Source organism: Flagellimonas olearia (genome assembly GCF_004150225.1).
Taxonomy (GTDB): Bacteria; Bacteroidota; Bacteroidia; order Flavobacteriales; family Flavobacteriaceae; genus Flagellimonas; species Flagellimonas olearia.
Window position 1 is genome coordinate 487,838 of sequence record NZ_ML142907.1, and the last position, 16,069, is coordinate 503,906.

The 16,069-nt window shown below is 44.4% G+C and carries 15 protein-coding genes; 4 read left to right on the plus strand and 11 right to left on the minus strand.

Features of this window, described 5'->3' with window-relative positions:
- Positions 1–84: 84 nt before the first annotated feature.
- The 3 genes from DN53_RS02250 to DN53_RS02260 all read left to right on the plus strand — a co-directional run bounded on the left by DN53_RS02250 (position 85) and on the right by DN53_RS02260 (position 3,415).
- Entirely contained in the window at positions 85–1,095 is a 1,011-nt protein-coding gene (locus DN53_RS02250; protein ID WP_129652787.1) for a dipeptide epimerase, read from the plus strand.
- Positions 1,095–2,147, plus strand: a complete 1,053-nt coding sequence (locus DN53_RS02255) for a pyridoxal phosphate-dependent aminotransferase family protein (protein WP_129652788.1) — start codon at positions 1,095–1,097, stop codon at positions 2,145–2,147. The genes DN53_RS02250 and DN53_RS02255 overlap by 1 nt, the downstream gene beginning before the upstream one ends.
- Positions 2,148–2,212: 65 nt before the next feature.
- Complete coding sequence (locus DN53_RS02260; protein WP_129652789.1) at positions 2,213–3,415, plus strand: C40 family peptidase; 1,203 nt, start codon at positions 2,213–2,215, stop codon at positions 3,413–3,415.
- Positions 3,416–3,486: 71 nt separating this feature from the next.
- On the opposite strand, the gene DN53_RS02265 is transcribed toward DN53_RS02260, so the two are convergent.
- Together DN53_RS02265 and DN53_RS02270 are read right to left on the minus strand one after the other, a co-directional pair.
- Entirely contained in the window at positions 3,487–4,974 is a 1,488-nt protein-coding gene (locus DN53_RS02265; protein ID WP_129652790.1) for a SusD/RagB family nutrient-binding outer membrane lipoprotein, read from the minus strand.
- 9 nt (positions 4,975–4,983) lie between these two features.
- Positions 4,984–8,103 (minus strand): SusC/RagA family TonB-linked outer membrane protein, encoded by a 3,120-nt coding sequence (locus DN53_RS02270; protein WP_129652791.1) that lies wholly within the window; start codon positions 8,101–8,103, stop codon positions 4,984–4,986.
- A 287-nt stretch (positions 8,104–8,390) separates the two neighbouring features.
- Between DN53_RS02270 and DN53_RS02275 the strand changes: the two genes are divergently transcribed.
- Positions 8,391–8,840: a hypothetical protein gene (locus tag DN53_RS02275; protein ID WP_129652792.1), complete on the plus strand. Its 450-nt coding sequence runs from the start codon at positions 8,391–8,393 to the stop codon at positions 8,838–8,840.
- A gap of 74 nt (positions 8,841–8,914) precedes the next feature.
- Here the strand turns inward: DN53_RS02275 and trxB are convergent, their stop codons facing one another.
- From trxB to speB, 9 genes are all read right to left on the minus strand, one after another.
- Positions 8,915–9,883, minus strand: coding sequence for a thioredoxin-disulfide reductase (trxB, locus tag DN53_RS02280; RefSeq protein ID WP_129652793.1), 969 nt, complete (start codon positions 9,881–9,883; stop codon positions 8,915–8,917).
- A gap of 559 nt (positions 9,884–10,442) precedes the next feature.
- The gene (rimK, locus tag DN53_RS02285; protein WP_129652794.1) at positions 10,443–11,816 is read right to left on the minus strand and encodes a 30S ribosomal protein S6--L-glutamate ligase; all 1,374 of its coding nucleotides are present in this window, start codon (positions 11,814–11,816) and stop codon (positions 10,443–10,445) included.
- 9 nt (positions 11,817–11,825) lie between these two features.
- Positions 11,826–12,611, minus strand: coding sequence for an RMD1 family protein (locus DN53_RS02290; protein ID WP_129652795.1), 786 nt, complete (start codon positions 12,609–12,611; stop codon positions 11,826–11,828).
- Positions 12,612–12,613: 2 nt separating this feature from the next.
- A complete protein-coding gene (locus tag DN53_RS02295; protein ID WP_129652796.1) occupies positions 12,614–13,027 on the minus strand; it encodes a VOC family protein in 414 nt (137 codons plus the stop codon).
- Positions 12,993–13,442 (minus strand): NUDIX hydrolase, encoded by a 450-nt coding sequence (locus tag DN53_RS02300; protein ID WP_129652797.1) that lies wholly within the window; start codon positions 13,440–13,442, stop codon positions 12,993–12,995. Before DN53_RS02300 ends, DN53_RS02295 begins: the two co-directional genes overlap by 35 nt.
- Positions 13,443–13,487: 45 nt before the next feature.
- On the minus strand, positions 13,488–13,793 hold the full coding sequence (locus DN53_RS02305) for a hypothetical protein (protein WP_129652798.1): 306 nt from the start codon (positions 13,791–13,793) through the stop codon (positions 13,488–13,490).
- Positions 13,794–13,847: 54 nt separating this feature from the next.
- The gene (locus tag DN53_RS02310; protein WP_129652799.1) at positions 13,848–14,156 is read right to left on the minus strand and encodes a hypothetical protein; all 309 of its coding nucleotides are present in this window, start codon (positions 14,154–14,156) and stop codon (positions 13,848–13,850) included.
- A 2-nt stretch (positions 14,157–14,158) separates the two neighbouring features.
- Positions 14,159–15,133, minus strand: a complete 975-nt coding sequence (locus DN53_RS02315) for a deoxyhypusine synthase family protein (RefSeq protein WP_129652800.1) — start codon at positions 15,131–15,133, stop codon at positions 14,159–14,161.
- Positions 15,126–16,064, minus strand: coding sequence for an agmatinase (gene speB, locus DN53_RS02320; protein ID WP_129652801.1), 939 nt, complete (start codon positions 16,062–16,064; stop codon positions 15,126–15,128). Before speB ends, DN53_RS02315 begins: the two co-directional genes overlap by 8 nt.
- Between the last annotated feature and the right edge of the window lie 5 nt (positions 16,065–16,069).

Below are 16,069 nucleotides of genomic sequence, written 5' to 3' on the forward strand. Positions count from 1 at the left end.
GAAAACCCACTGAAATTTCAGTGGGTTTTTGCTTTTTCAACATCCGATGTGGTTATCTTAGCAAGTCCAAAAATCATTGTACAAATGCGCATAGAAATCAAAAAATACGTGTTGCAACTGCAACATCCCTTTGGCATCTCAAGAGAAACCCATGTCACCCAAGACACCATGATTGTCTGTCTTTCGCTTAACGGAAAAACAGGCTATGGGGAAGCTACCTCCAATCCGTATTACAACATCACGGTGGAAAGCATGAAGGCCGAAATAGAAAGCCTACAACAGGAGATAGAGAGCTACGATTTTGATACGCCCGAAAAGTTTCATGCATACCTAAAAGGTTTAGGGCTACAAAACTTCACCCTTTGTGCCATGGATTTGGCCGCCAATGATCTTTATGGTAAACTCCAAGGGAAGCCTCTATATGAAATCTGGGGCACCAATACCTCCAAATACCCCATTACCAATTATACCATTGGTATTGACACCATTCCCAAAATGGTTGAAAAACTACAGGAAAAACCTTGGCCTGTCTACAAAATAAAACTGGGCACATCGGATGACGTGGCCATTGTGAAGGAATTGCGTAAACACACCGATAGTGTATTCCGCATAGATGCCAATTGCGCATGGACCGCCGAAGAAACCCTAAGAAATGCTCCTCTTTTAAAAGAGTTGGGGGTTGAATTTTTGGAACAACCCTTAAAGGCGGATGATTGGGAAGGCATGGAAAAAGTGAAAAAGGAATGTGTGCTCCCGGTCATTGCCGATGAAAGCTGTATCGTGGAAAGCGATGTTGAAAACTGTGGTGGGTACTTTGATGGCATCAATATAAAATTGACCAAATGTGGTGGCCTTACCCCTGCCCGCAGGATGATCCAAAAAGCCAAGGAACTAGGATTAAAAGTAATGGTAGGTTGTATGACCGAGTCCACTGTGGGCATATCGGCCATTGCCCAGCTACTGCCCCAACTGGATTTTGTGGATATGGATGGTCCGTTGTTGTTAAAAACCGACATTGCAAAAGGCGTACAGATTCTGGATGATGGTAAACTCATTTTTCCAGAGCTTCCCGGTAGTGGAATACAATTGCTGTAATGGCGCACTTGCTGCAACACATACCTGACCGGACCATATTGCTAGATGGTAAGGAGTATCTCTATTTTGGGGGCACTGCTTATCTGGGATTGCAGTCCCATGCTCCTTTCATGGAAGTATTTTTAAAGAATGTGCAGCAATACGGACTCCATTATGGGGCGTCCCGAAAGTCCAATGTAGCCTTGGAAATATATCCCCAAGCCGAAGAATGGTTGAGCCAGTGGGCAGGTAGCGAAGCGTGTGTGACTTTGTCATCAGGATATTTGGCCGCCCAGTTGGTGGTCCAGACCCTTTTGCAAAAAGGGCATCCCCTTTTTGCCGCACCCAACGCCCATACGGCCCTCTTGGTACATGGTGTGGTGCAAACCCAAAGTTTTGAGGAGCTGCACCAGCACATCACCCTAACCTTGGAAGAAAACCCTGAAAGTAAACCTCCCGTGGTGCTTTTTGACACTTTGGATTTTTCGGGCAGACAGTTTCCCAATTTTGAGGCACTACGCGAACTCCCGTTGGAAAAAATCATTTTAGTGGGCGATGATTCCCATGGTATTGGCATTGTGGGAGAACAGGGCAAGGGTTGTTATGCATTGTTAAAAGATCTAAGTCCGGCACAGCTTATGGTCTGCTGTTCCTTGGGAAAAGGTCTTGGGATACAGGCCGGGGCAGTACTCGGAACCTCCGACAACATACAAATGCTCCGAAACACAGCTTTCTATGGAGGTGCGAGCCCGGCTCCGCCTGCATTTATGGGTACCCTTTTGGATGCCGCCCCAATTTATAGGGAAAGAAGGGCTGTTGTCATGGAGCATTTGGAGCTTTTTAAAAAATCCTTGCATTCTTTGGAAACCTTCACCCATATTGAAGGGCATCCCACCTTTGAGTTTTCCAATCCAAAATTGGCCAAGTCACTGGAAAAGAATGGTTTTATCTTTACCAATTTCAATTATCCGGATGACAATGGGCCCATCATCAGTAGAATTGTATTGAGCGCCTACCATCAAAAAGAGGACATCCTACGATTGGCAAATGATCTAAACCGCCTGATGAGTTAAGCCCATATCACTCTAATTGGTTATTTTGCATGGATTAACCAACCAAAACATTTAAAAACACATTCATGAAGTATCCAAGCTTTCGCGAAAAAGGATTATCACTCCTACTGACGCTGTCCATTCTCTTTACGGCATGCAAAACAGATACGACCGAAGAAAATGACAAAGTCGATGCCCTTATTTCCTCTACCAAGGAAACCTTTGCACCGGACAAGCGCGTAGCCATCTTTGACGTCGAAGTTGAGAAAAATGCTCAAGGTTATCTTATAAAAGGTGTGACCAACCTTCCCGATGCTCTAGAATCTTTCCGAGGAGCGCTTGAAAATCAAAAAATCAGCTATACCGACAGTATTGAAGTGCTTCCTTCTGCGAGTTTGGAAGGCAAGGTTCAAGGTGTGGTAACAGTTTCCGTGGCCAATTTAAGGGGAAATCCTGCACATTCCGCCGAAATGGTGACCCAAGCAACCTTGGGAACCCCATTAAAAGTGTATCAGAAAGAACGAAACTGGTATCGAGTACAAACCCCCGACCACTATTTGGGGTGGGTAGATAGCGGTGGATTGGAATTGATGGACCAAACCGTTTTTGGGGAATGGCAAGCCTCCGATAAGTTGATCTACACCCAAACCTATGGAAATGCCTTTGCCGAAGCGGATCCGGCATCCCAAGTGGTATCCGATTTGGTCTTTGGCGACATTTTGCAATTGACTTCCGAGCAAGGTAATTTCTATGCGGTAAGCTATCCTGATGGGAGAAAAGGCTTTATTTCCAAATCAGAGGCAGCCCCTTACGCAACGTGGACCTCCGCATTGCCCCTTACCAAGGAAGCTTTGGTGGCCACTTCCAAAAAAATGCTGGGCGTGCCGTACCTATGGGGAGGGACTTCAGCCAAAGGTGTGGATTGCAGCGGTTTTACCAAAACCGTATATTTTATGAACGGGATGATCATACCCCGTGATGCTTCCCAACAAATTCATGAAGGGATTTTGATCGATGATTCCAAGGATTTTGACAAATTGGTTCCCGGTGATCTGCTCTTCTTTGGAAGAAAGGCAACCGATACCAACCCAGAAAGGGTAATCCATGTGGGCATGTGGGTTGGAAACAATGAATTTATACACTCTGCCGGGGATGTGCATATCAGCAGTATGGACAAGGACTCTGAAAATTTTGATGAATACAACTACAATCGCTATCTCCGTAGCAAACGTATTCTAAACGAAACGGACGAAGGACTTTTGTACTTGACGGAAAAGAATGTCTTTTAGGTTCAAAATATTCAACAGTAAAAAGGCCATCCCAATTGGGATGGCCTTTTAATTATACTCTAAGTCTATTACTATTCATCCCACCAAACAGGAGCAACAGGATCCTTTTGGTTGGCCAGTACGTTGGCTTCGTTCCTGTTCAACTCACTGGAAGGGTAATTTGCCCTTCTGAACCATTGGCCAGGAAATTCAGTATCCGCACTTTCTTCCTCACTTCTGATTTCCAATCCAGTGAAAACATCGTCTGAAAAGTCATATCTCCTGTAATCCACAAAGGTTTCGGGATTTAAGAAATTATGGATGTACTTTTCTTTCATGATATGGCTCAACATCAAGGCGCCTTCACCAACGGCAATGGCACCATCCGCCATATAATCCGCACCGTCCACTTCGTACATTTCCATACTGGCGGCAATACCGTCCATGTATGCGGTGTACGCTGCTGCGTTGGAGCCCACACTGGTCTCATTGCCTCCATTCGCCAAGAAAGCGGCTTCCGCTTGAATGAACAATACTTCGGCATAGCTAATGAGGATCAAAGGAGAATCCACGCTGGTGTAAAACCCATCTGTTCTGAAGCCCGTATTGGCATCAGTACCATCAGGTGCCACACCGCCTCCGCCACTTACATAACCTTTGTATTCCGCTTCATCATTGTTTTCGGCAAACAAGGGAAGCCTTGGGTCTATTTCCACGGTTCCACCTACAAAGGGAAAATACTCCCCGTTCATGGAACTCACCAATTGACTTGCGATATCCTTGCTCAGGTTTCCTGTATTTCGGGCCAAAACCTCCTCAGAATACCAAGGGTTGATGTTTCTATCGTCATAATACATGGCGAAGTTGTCTTCGTTCGAGGTAAACCCATTTGCCACGGTGGCCAGTACATCATTTGGTGAAACAACCCCTTTGTTGACCAAATGTAGTTGATAGCGTGCTTTCAATGAATACGCGGCCCTTAGCCATTTATCAGTATCCCCTCCATAAATCAAATCAGAGGAGCCTAAGTCGAACACAGAGGTATCCGCAGCTTCCAATTTGGTGATGGCAGCATCCAACAGACTAAAAATCTGCGTGTAGATTTCCTCTTGGGTATCAAACGTTGGGAAATTGTTCGCTGGGCCATCGCCTGCTTCAGAATATGGGATATTGTCCCAAGTATCCGTAGCGATACCAATATTGGCCGCGATGAGAATGTCTGAAATGGCCTCTATATGGGTCGCTCCATTTTCCACTGCCTTTGCCTTTATCACTTGCAGATTGGGCAAAATATAGAGATACACCTGGCTCCATAAACCATCCACTGAAGTCTGCCCGGCAGCGCCTCCGCCGGTATTCACAAAATATTGTACGTAATTGCCAAAGGAAAGTTCGGCAGATCGTTGCCCTTCCATGGTGCTGTGTATCACAGGAGCCATCAGGTCCTGCATACGCAATGCTTCCTCAGTGGCGGTATTGGAAGGGGTGTTCACATCAAAATAATCCTCACTGCAACTCACGGCAAACACTAGGGAGCACAGTAGAAAAACCTTATCTATACTTATTCTTACTCTTTTCATAGTCATTTTTTAAAATGCAATATTTAAACCAAACGAATAGCTTTCACTCAATGGAATGTTCAATCCGGTGAAACCATATACATTGCTACCAGCACTGTACTGGTTTCCTTCTGGATCATACCCATCAAAAGGAGTCCAGAGCAAAACGTTATTGACACTGGCCGAAACACTAACCTTTTCAAGGTTTAAATCCCTGATGATCTTACTTTGGATATCATAGGACAATGAAACGCTCCTAAGCTTAACCCATGAGGCATCCTGAACCAAAACTTCCGAGGCACGGTTGTACGCGTTGGAATTTCTGTAGTAATTGGCATCAATCAAAGTCTCTGTTGTATTGGGAACAAATCCTCCATTTCCATCATCCATGACACCATCCAGCACCACGTTGACATCACGTTGAAGGGTACTCTCCAATATTCCGTTTCTGATGGAATTTCTTTGGCCTGCATCGTACAAATCCCCGCCTTTCTTGTATTCCAACAAGAAATTGAAGCCAATACCTTTCCATTTGAGGTTACTTCCAATGGAAGAGATGAAATCTGGGAAAGCATTTCCTACTATGACCCTTTCGTCTGTATTGATCACGGGTAAACCATTGGCATCTATGTAACGTTCCCCGTTTTCATAGACCCATTTGTATCCGTATAGATTCCCCATTTTATCACCTTCCCTCACTTCTGAGGTCACCCCTGCAAATCCAGAGTCGGCAAAAATGATGGATTCAACATCGTCAGGAATTTCAAGTACCTCCCCTTCACTGGTAGACCAGTTTAGGATAAGTTCCCATCTAAGATTTTGGTTTCTGATGATATCCGCACTTAAGAGAAACTCATGTCCAAAAACTTTGTAATCCCCTGCATTTCTGAAAATCTGGGAATATCCTGAGGAATTGGCCACCCCTACACCAAATATTTGATCTTTGACACGGGAGTTATAGTAGGCATAATCCAACCTAATGCGGTTGTCCATAAACCTAAGATCGGCACCAAATTCCGTGGATTGGTTCTTTTCGGGTACAATTTCGAAACCTCTTTGGGTACTTCTTCTGTATCCACCAACACCACCAAAGGGAAAGTCACCATCCACTACGTAGTACTGTCCTGCTTGTCCAAATCCTGGACCCTTACCTACTTCGGCCCATGAAGCTCTTAACTTACCAAAAGTAAACACGTCGTTCTCCCCAAATAGGTCGGATATGTCATAGGCCAAACTTGCCGATGGGTAAAAGAACGATCTGTTTTCAGCGGGCAAAGTGGAAATCCAGTCATTTCTTCCGGTCAAAGACAGGAATAATTTGTCTTTGTATCCGAATTTAAGCTCTCCAAAAACACCCATTACGCGTTCCTGTACCACACTTTTATTGATAAAAAAGTTGGTGGTATTGCCTATTTCGTTCAATCCGGGAATGTTCAATCCCTCTCCCCTAGCTTCAAGATAGGATCGTTTTGAATCGGACAATTGATGTCCAACAGTCAAATCCGTTGTAAAATCATCTGACCAAGATTTATTGAACGCTGCCAAAAAGTTGGATTCCAACCCTGTAAAATTAATATTCTGTTCCAGGATAAAACCGCCCACTTGCGAGCCGCCATCCAAATCAGGGCCCACATAACGGTTCCTGGCATCGGAGTAGTTGTCTATCTGGGCAGCGTAGGTAAAGGTGACCCAATCTTTTGGAGACCACGTCATGGTGGTGTTCCCAATCCATCGGTTTACATCATCCTCCAAATTACTGGTTTCCATAAGGTACCTTGGGTTGTCTATAATACCAAAGGAATAATCCCGCTCACTACCGTCAGGGTTCTTGTAATCATTGATAGGAAAGGTTCCTGAATAGTAGGAAAGGGCACTCATCACGGATTTATCACCACCATTGGCCCTCTTTCCTCCAGAATTGGAGAACGCTACCGAACCATCGATGGTAAAGTTATCCGTTACCTTATATCCTGCCTTCAACCTAAAATTGGTCTTTTTATAATCCGTATTGGGCAAAACCCCTTGCTCGCTGTTGTTACCCACAGAGAAATAATAATTCAACCGTTCACTGGCCCCACTAAGGTTCAAGTTGAGCTGGGAGTTGAACCCGGTTCTAAAAATGTCATACGGACTGTAGAAACGGTCATTGGACAAATCAACAATCTCCCCTCCACCCAAATCGTAGGAATCCAAGGCATATTCGGGACCCCATGAGTAGAAAGAAGTTGCATTTTGAACCCGGTTGAACCCTGTTTCGGAGTTTGGATCGTACAATGTTCTTGGAGCACCGGAAAACCCTTCCCTGTATTTGGTTTGAAGGGGCGGAGTGGTCCTCACCGTCCTGAAAGTAGTGGAAGCGGTCAAATTGATCTTCGCTTTGCCCTGCTTTCCTTTCTTGGTGGTAATGATAATTGCCCCATTGGAAGCCCTTACCCCATAAAGTGCCGTTGCCGCCGCACCTTTTAACACGTTAAAACTTTCGATGTCCTCTGGGTTAAGATCCCCCGCCCTGTTCGAAAAAGCAAACTGCTCCGAACTGTTTGGCGAGTTGGAACCTGCACTGGGTCGTACTTCACCCGCAAAGGTATCGTTGTTAAGGGCCAGACCATCCACAATAATCAAAGGTTGGTTGCCCCGGGAAGGGTCAATGGAAGTTACCCCACGGATCAAGATGTCCACCCCACCACCGGAAGTTCCAGATGTACGATTGATCTGTACTCCTGCAATACGTCCTTGCAGGGTTTCGATTGGGTTGGCCTGTCCAACAAGGTTAACATCTTCAGCACTTACCTTGGTAACCGAATACCCTAGGGATTTTTGCTTCTGTTCAACACCAAAAGCGGTTACCACCACTTCATCCAGTTGTGTTGAATCTTCTTCCATGACCACATTGAGCCTGGTCTGCGACCCAACGGTCACGTCTTTCGTCTGCATTCCCAAATACGAGAATTGCAGTATCTGTCCGCTTGAAGCGGTGATGGAGTAATTCCCATCAAAATCTGTTGTCGTGCCATTTGATGTTCCTTGAACAACTATGGTCACCCCTGGTAAAGGTTGGCCCGATGAATCACTGACCGTTCCTGTGATAGTCTGCCCATAGGTGGTTAGCCCCATAAACAGCCCCATCAAAATGAAATAAACGTTCTTCATTCTTTAGTTTTTGTTATTTAATGATGAATATTGAGAAAAAAATTTAATAATCAAACAATAACTTAAAAAAATGTTGTATTTGTAAAAATATTGAGATAAGAGTGTGCAATATTCAAAAAAATCATGGAACCGCAACTTTTTTCTAATTTTTATTTCTCCTATCCATTTCAGACTCAAGAATCACCTGATTGAGATATTGTTAATTTTTTAATCCTGTTTTTGTGGATTGTTCAGTTTTTATCGTATCTTATTAAGGCTTAACAATCATTAACTTAAACACACCGATCATGAAGAAAATACTTGGATTGGTTTTATTGGTGTTGGTTTTTATTTCCGCAGCATGGCTCACACCGCCAAAACCTGAAACAATGCATTCCATTGAGGGAACATGGGAATTAAAGAGTTTTTACAGCTACGATGATGGAGTAAACATTTCGGACACGGTACCCAAAGCAGATGGATACCGACAGGTAAAGATGTATTATAATGGCAGGGTCATGTGGTCTCGTTATGTGCCACAGGATACTGTGGAATGGTTTGGGTATGGTAGCTATAAAATCACACCGGATTCCTTGATCGAAACCTTGGAATACGCCTCTTCCTCCATGATGAGCGCTTTGGATACCCTACGGGTGTTCCGTTTTGAGCTTAAAATCACAGAGGATACCTATAGCCAAATAAGCTTTGATGAAGAAGGTAACAGGACCTTCTCCGAAAACTACGTTCGAATTGATTGATTAAATCAAGGTTGCACTAAAAAAGGCACTGGAAATCCAGTGCCTTTTTTAATTTAATGAAATGCTTTTCAAGCTTAGGAAACCAAGGTCTCCTTGCTTTCCACAGTGGCCAAATAACGCTCTGCGTCCAAGGCGGCCATACAACCTGTTCCTGCTGCGGTTATAGCCTGTCTGTATATCTTATCCTGGGCATCGCCACTGGCAAATACACCGGGCTTACTGGTCTTGGTGGACTTAGGCTGGGTAATGAGATACCCTGTTTCGTCCATTTCCAGTTGACCCTTGAAAATATCGGTATTGGGCTTATGTCCAATGGCAATGAAGAGTCCAGTGATGGCAATTTCCTCTTTTTCCCCAGTCTGGTTGTTTACCATTCTAAGGCCTTCCACCACTTGGTCCCCAATCACTTCATCCACTTCGGTATTGTACCGAACCTCTATGTTTTCAAGACTGTTCACCCTGTGTTGCATAGCTTTTGAGGCCCTCATTTCGTCCTTACGGATCAGCATGGTGACCTTTTTGCAGATATTGGCAAGGTATGATGCTTCTTCCGCAGCAGTATCCCCACCACCTACGATGGCCACTTCCTGACCTTTGTAAAAGAATCCATCACAAACCGCACAGGCTGATACTCCCCCACCCCTTAAACGTTGTTCGCTTGGGATGTTCAAGTATTTTGCAGAGGCTCCTGTTGAAATGATAATGGTCTCGGCTTCCACGATTTTGGAATCATCCACGGTAACTTTATGGATTCCTCCCACCTCATCGCTCAAATCCACTGCAGTGATCATTCCTATTCGCACCTCGGTGCCAAATCGTTCCGCTTGCTGTTGCAGTTGCATCATCATGGTGGGTCCATCTATCCCTTCGGGATATCCAGGGAAATTATCCACCTCTGTTGTGGTGGTCAATTGCCCACCAGGCTCCATTCCAGTGTATAGTATAGGTTTTAAATCGGCCCTAGCAGCGTAGATTGCCGCCGTGTAACCCGCAGGTCCCGAACCAACAATCAATGTTTTTACTCTTTCCAGTTGTTCTGACATAACAAAAATCTTCCTCAATATTCTATCCTACAAAAGTAGGTTTTTTGTATAGAAACTTACAAAGCGGGATTGGGCATTCCGCTTTAGATTTATTAAAAAGATGTGAACATTTATCAAGCAGAGACGTAAACCATGACCATGGATAAATAAAAAAGAGCCGTTGGGAGCGGCCCTTCTTGCTTATAAGTAGATTCAGTCCATGAAAAAACAATTTTGCCTGGCTTTTCAAAAACCGTTACAACCAAGGGGCTCAACCTCAAAAACCCCCTGGCGTAACGGAAACCTCTTTAGAACTAGAACTTAGGTAAAGAACACTATGAGTACCCTACAATTACCCCATCCTATTTTAGGAGGTTTGTGCTTTTAACTTTAAAGCATCTTGTTTTGACTGGGGTAAACTTACAGTGAATCGTTTTTTAAAATAGGGGTGAATTAACCAATGACCCTTTTGCGTTCACGAATGGCCGTTTTGAATTCATATTTTTAAAATGACTTCTACAAAACGGTATGAAGGGAAAGAAAATTCCTTCGAAAAGTAAATTACAATTGGAGTGTTCCGCTATCTGGAGTATTTCAGTTTTTTTTCAATGGTCTCGATCATGACGTTGGCGATGTCCATTCCCGTGGCATTCTCTATGCCCTCCAAACCGGGGGAAGAGTTCACCTCGAGCAGCAGTGGCCCTCTATTGGAACGGATGATATCCACTCCCGCCACATCCAAGTTGAGTACCTTGGCGGATTTAATGGCCAATTTTCGTTCTTCCGGGGTGATCTTTACCAAAGAGGCGGCCCCACCTTGATGGATATTGGCCCTGAACTCCCCTTTTTGTGCCTGGCGCTGCATGGAGGCCACGACTTTTCCATTCACCACAAAACAACGAATATCCTGACCGTTGGCTTCCTTGATGAATTCCTGTACCAAAATGTTGGTCTGCACACTTTTGAAGGCATTGATGACACTTTCGGCCGCTTTATTGGTCTCTGCCAACACCACACCTTTGCCCTGGGTACTTTCCAAAAGTTTTATGATCAATGGGGAACCGTTTACCATTCGTATAAGGTCCTTGGTATCCATGGGGGATTTGGCAAAACCGGTAATGGGGATATGGATATCGTTTTTGGAGAACAATTGGGAAGCAAACAGCTTATCCCTGGACTTGGTAATGGAATCAGCGGTATTGAGACAGTACACCCCAAGGGTATCAAACTGCCGTAGTAGAGCACACCCATAAAAGGTAACGGAGGGTTTTATCCGAGGAATCACCGCATCAAACTTATCCAGAATATTCCCGCCCCGGTACCGAATCTCAGGAGAGCCTGCATCCAGTTTCATGTACACGTTTTCCACGTTCAGAAAAACTACTTTGTGTCCCCTCAACTCTCCAGCTTCAACAATTCTTTTGTTGCTGTACAGTTCTGGGTTGCTGGCCAAGAGACCCAAGGTCAATCCCGACTTTTCGGTCATGAAAGGCCTGTACTTTCTGGTAATTTCGTCTTGGGGAACATCACCCTGACAAAAACTTTTGGAAGGATCTACCAAAAAACGTCCATTGAGGGCCTCGCGCCCCAAGAGCATACGATACTCCATGGTATCCCTATTGGCAAGGGTCAACTCTATTTCAAACGTTTCGTCGCCAATGGTAACCGGGGTCTTGATCACTGGGCGTTCCTCGGAAATACCTTGGGAACTCTTTACGTTCCTTACATCGTACAACTTTGCTTGGCAAAGGATGGAAATACTTCGGTTATCCTGCAATGGGTTTACTTCAAATCGCACCCAGTCTTCCAATCCTTTTGTAAAAATCTTGATTTTGTTGGCTTGAATCGAAGAGGTCTTCGCCCCTGAGTCCACCCGTGCCTTTATGGCCGGAATTCCCATTTCCTCCAAACGGCACCACTCCTCGCTGCCCAATATTTTTGTTACGTCCAAAATAAATTATGATTAATTGATCAATCGCATAATGAATAGGTCCATGACCTCGACCAAAATCAAAATAATGATGATCCATTCCAGTCTACTACTTTCCCTATGGTCCATTATGTCCTTGAAAAGACTTAAATTTTCCTTTATGATGTATCCTTGTTCCTTAATGGTACGATATCTTTCCTTAAGGTCAAAGGTCTGTTTTAAATTTTTGTCCAATCGGTCCAAAGCCTCATCTTCCCAAGCCACTTCATGGGAGTCAAAAATATAAAGGTTTTCGGATATCTGGTTGTTGATGTTCAATACCCTACCGATATGTTTTTTCAGTTTCTTTCCACCCAGGTCCAACTTTCCAAAGCGTTCCAGATAGGTCGTATGGGCCCTCGTCTCTTTCATGATCTGCTCGGAAAGCCCGGCAAAATAATCCAAGGCCACAGATTGTGAAAGATGGAGTAAGGTAAGGCGCATGGCCTCTATGTTGGATTTTGGTAAGATTACTTTATTGTTCCCTACTTTGGGCTGAAAATCCTCCGATTCCAGTTGTACCTCTATTTCTTCCGTAAGTTCCGGGGAACGCCATTCCAAACAGAAAGGTTTGATCATTTCTGAAATTTGGTCTATCCCATTCCAATCATACCCGTAGAACGCTACAATTCCGTACTTGAATATGTACAAATACCCTATGTCATCGGAATAGAACAGCTCATCACGGTCCCCAAACAGAAGCTCCCCCTTGATGGCCCGTCTGCAACTGGAAATATCGATGCTTGCGGCCAAGTGTACCGCTATAGCTTTTGTATCCATTTTTACAGCGCAAAAATCTCACCGGAGTCCTTGAAGCTTTTGAACTCTACCATATACCCATTGGGGTCTTGCACAAAAAAGGAAAGGTGTTCCCCCGTTTTGTTTTGCATAAAGGTGGCTTCGGTGGTGATTTCCAAATCCAATTGGAACAATCTCGAGTATAGTTCGCCCCAAACATCCACAGGTACAATGACACCAAAATGGAACGAGGGCAAGATATAATCCTCCAAGCGGTAGTTTTTAAAATCGAAATTAAAACTGCCCGATTCGGTAAAGGTCAGTTGATGGCCAAAAAGGTCAACATCCAACCACTTTTCAGTCTGCCTTCCCAAATTGGCCTTCACCACATCTTGGTAAAAAGCTTTGGTCTCGGCAATGTTCTTACATGGCAAGGCGAGATGAAACTTGATGTCCATTATTCTTATTTTTTGCTTTTCTCTTAAAACTTTTGAAATAGGACCGTACTGCCATTCGGTCCGATTTATCCATAAAGGGCAAGGCTTCTTTCCAAGGCATCCAACTAGCAGCCGCAAACTTGTGCTTTTCCTTCACTTTGATGGGTTTTGCCTCCAAGTGTACCAGATAATAGTTTTTGACGACAGCACCTTCTTTTCCTTTTTTGAGGTGCGAAAGGTAAAATTGGAACTGCCCAGCGGACAACTTCAGCTTAACTTCCTCCCCAACTTCACGAATCAAGGTCTCCTCTTCGGTCTCCTTCCTTTTCTTGACACCGCCGGGCAAGGTATATCGAAGTGGCTTATCCACCTTTTTCAACACCAACACCTTGTCCTTATGGGTGGCTACCAACCTAGATTTGACCACTTTTTTCATTTGAAAGTGTATGGACAAGGGCAGAGGCTATCTGCCCTTATCTGATTATTCCAATACTTTTAAATCCACTATGACAAGAATGTCATATTCTTCTTCGTCTTCATCAATCGCGGTATCAACTTTGTAGGTAACCCTAAAGAGTTTCCCCACTAAATCGGTTGAATCCAAATCGTACTTTTCGGCTGCAGAGGGTTCAATCTCCGCGAATCCATAAGTAGATCCGTCCGCATCGGTGAAATCGTACAAGTCCTCCACATAACCATTAAACGTAGCCTCCACAGCAGATTCCTGGGTGGTAGGCACTTCCATAAGGGTTGCCAAGGACAAGAACATTAAAAAAATAGTCTTCATACACTAAAAAAAATTAATGACCTGTACTCATTGTTTGGACCTTTTACTGGATGCTCACTCCTCTTCGGAAGTCTCCAACCCATCCGTGTCCAGGGATGTTTCTTCGTCGTTATCGTTGTCGGATTCTTCATGGTCCTCCATGGCCATGACCAATCGCTTGCTCACTTTTACCAAATACGCCGTATCATCTGTCCTGACCTCGATGCATTCCACAATCTCATTGTCACTGTTTCTGTAGGTAACAATGTCCCTATCGTCGTACCCATCCGGATATTTCTCCACCAAAAGATCCAGCACATGCCGGTTAAGTTTTTTGTAATCGACGATTACCCTTTTCAATCCTAAAGTTTGCCTGTTCTTCATCATTACATATTTAAAAGGTAGGCAAAAATCAAAGGCGCCACGATGGTCGCATCGGATTCTATGATATATTTTGGGGTATCGATATCCAATTTCCCCCAAGTGATCTTCTCATTGGGTACTGCCCCAGAGTACGATCCGTAGCTGGTGGTAGAGTCGCTGATCTGGCAGAAATAGCTCCAAAAAGGAGTTTCGGTCTGTTCCAAATCCTGATACAACATGGGCACCACACAGATGGGAAAATCCCCGGCAATACCTCCTCCAATTTGAAAAAAGCCAATGCCTTTTTCAGAGTTTTTCAGGTACCAATCGGCCAAAAAGGTCATGTATTCTATTCCCGATTTCACGGTACTGGCCTTTAACTCACCCTTGATCACATAGCTGGCAAAAATGTTCCCCATGGTGCTATCTTCCCAACCAGGGACCACAATGGGCAGGTTTTTTTGTGCAGCGGCGTACATCCAAGAATCCTTTATATCAATCTCGTAATACTCTTCTAAAACGCCAGATAAGAGCAATTGGTACATATACTCATGCGGAAAATACCTTTTTCCTTCTTCCTCGGCCTTCTTCCAAAGCTTGTAAATATGCTGTTGCAATCTTCTAAAAGCCTCTTCCTCTGGGATGCAGGTGTCCGTAACACGGTTCAATCCCTTTTCCAGTAAATCCCATTCTTCCTGAGGGGTAAGGTCCCTGTAGTTTGGAATTCTTTTGTAGTGGGAATGGGCCACTAAATTCATAAGGTCTTCCTCCAAGTTGGCCCCGGTACATGAGACAATGTGTACTTTGTCCTGGCGTATGATCTCCGAAAAGATCTTGCCCAGCTCCGCGGTGCTCATGGCCCCCGCCAAGGAAACCAGCATTTTGGCCCCTTGATCCAATTGTGCTTCATATCCCTTCGCCGCATCGACCACGGAGGCCGCGTTGAAGTGAAGGAAGTATTTTTGAATGAATTGTGATATTTCTCCTTTGTTATTCATCGTAATCGTCTATGGCATTGGAAGATTTCTTAAAGCCATCCTCAGCTTGTGAAAAACCTTCTTCCTGAAAATCGTTTTTCTTTAAAAATTTATAACTCAACATTTTGTAGTACAGCTTTGCGGCTAAAAAATCCGAGGAGCGGTCCACTTCATTAGGGCATAGCTCCACAATATCAAAACCTACCACGTTCTTTTCCTCGAACACCCTTTTTAGAAAATCCAAGGTCTCGTACCAAAACAGGCCTCCCGGCTCCGGAGTTCCTGTGGATGGAAGGATAGAAGGATCAAACGCATCCAAATCAAAGGTAATATAGACCGTATCGGTCATCAGGTCCAAAGCATTGTCCATCCAAAAATCATCAGTCACCATTTCATGGGCAAAGAACACCTTATCCCTATCCATGACCAAGGTCTCGGCATGATCCATGCTACGGATACCTACTTGAACGAGGTTGGTAGTCTCATTGGCCTCATAGAGGGCGCAGGCATGGTTGTACTTGGTGCCAAGGTATTCCTTACGCAAATCGGCATGGGCATCAATCTGAAGCACGGTCAAATCTTCAAAAGACTCATTAAACGCGCGGATTGCACCAATGGATATGGAATGCTCCCCACCGAACATAGTCACCAACTTGTTTCGTTTGATGTATTCCTTCACGGTTTTGTGCACCGCATTGACCATGGTCTCGGGGGTCTCAAAATCCGTGATGGGTTCAGAAAGGTAAATACCTTCCTTGTACACCTCACTATCCGTTTCAATATCGTATAGCTCCATGTTTTCAGAGGCATCCAAAAAGGCATCCGGACCTTTGTCCGCACCTTTACCCCAAGTACTGGTGCCATCATAGGGAACGGGCAACAATACCACTTTGGCCTTTTCGGCCGAACCGTATTCCTTTGGAATACCGGCGTATGTTTTATTCGTATTCATTTTAG

Coding starts and splice junctions, on each gene's coding strand:
- DN53_RS02310 (WP_129652799.1), bottom strand. CDS start 14,156: ATGAAGAACAGGCAAACTTTAGGATTGAAAAGGGTAATCGTCGATTAC.
- DN53_RS02275 (WP_129652792.1), top strand. CDS start 8,391: ATGAAGAAAATACTTGGATTGGTTTTATTGGTGTTGGTTTTTATTTCC.
- DN53_RS02300 (WP_129652797.1), bottom strand. CDS start 13,442: ATGAAAAAAGTGGTCAAATCTAGGTTGGTAGCCACCCATAAGGACAAG.
- DN53_RS02315 (WP_129652800.1), bottom strand. CDS start 15,133: ATGAATAACAAAGGAGAAATATCACAATTCATTCAAAAATACTTCCTT.
- DN53_RS02295 (WP_129652796.1), bottom strand. CDS start 13,027: ATGGACATCAAGTTTCATCTCGCCTTGCCATGTAAGAACATTGCCGAG.
- DN53_RS02290 (WP_129652795.1), bottom strand. CDS start 12,611: ATGGATACAAAAGCTATAGCGGTACACTTGGCCGCAAGCATCGATATT.
- DN53_RS02250 (WP_129652787.1), top strand. CDS start 85: ATGCGCATAGAAATCAAAAAATACGTGTTGCAACTGCAACATCCCTTT.
- speB (WP_129652801.1), bottom strand. CDS start 16,064: ATGAATACGAATAAAACATACGCCGGTATTCCAAAGGAATACGGTTCG.
- DN53_RS02305 (WP_129652798.1), bottom strand. CDS start 13,793: ATGAAGACTATTTTTTTAATGTTCTTGTCCTTGGCAACCCTTATGGAA.
- DN53_RS02260 (WP_129652789.1), top strand. CDS start 2,213: ATGAAGTATCCAAGCTTTCGCGAAAAAGGATTATCACTCCTACTGACG.
- DN53_RS02265 (WP_129652790.1), bottom strand. CDS start 4,974: ATGAAAAGAGTAAGAATAAGTATAGATAAGGTTTTTCTACTGTGCTCC.
- DN53_RS02270 (WP_129652791.1), bottom strand. CDS start 8,103: ATGAAGAACGTTTATTTCATTTTGATGGGGCTGTTTATGGGGCTAACC.
- DN53_RS02255 (WP_129652788.1), top strand. CDS start 1,095: ATGGCGCACTTGCTGCAACACATACCTGACCGGACCATATTGCTAGAT.
- trxB (WP_129652793.1), bottom strand. CDS start 9,883: ATGTCAGAACAACTGGAAAGAGTAAAAACATTGATTGTTGGTTCGGGA.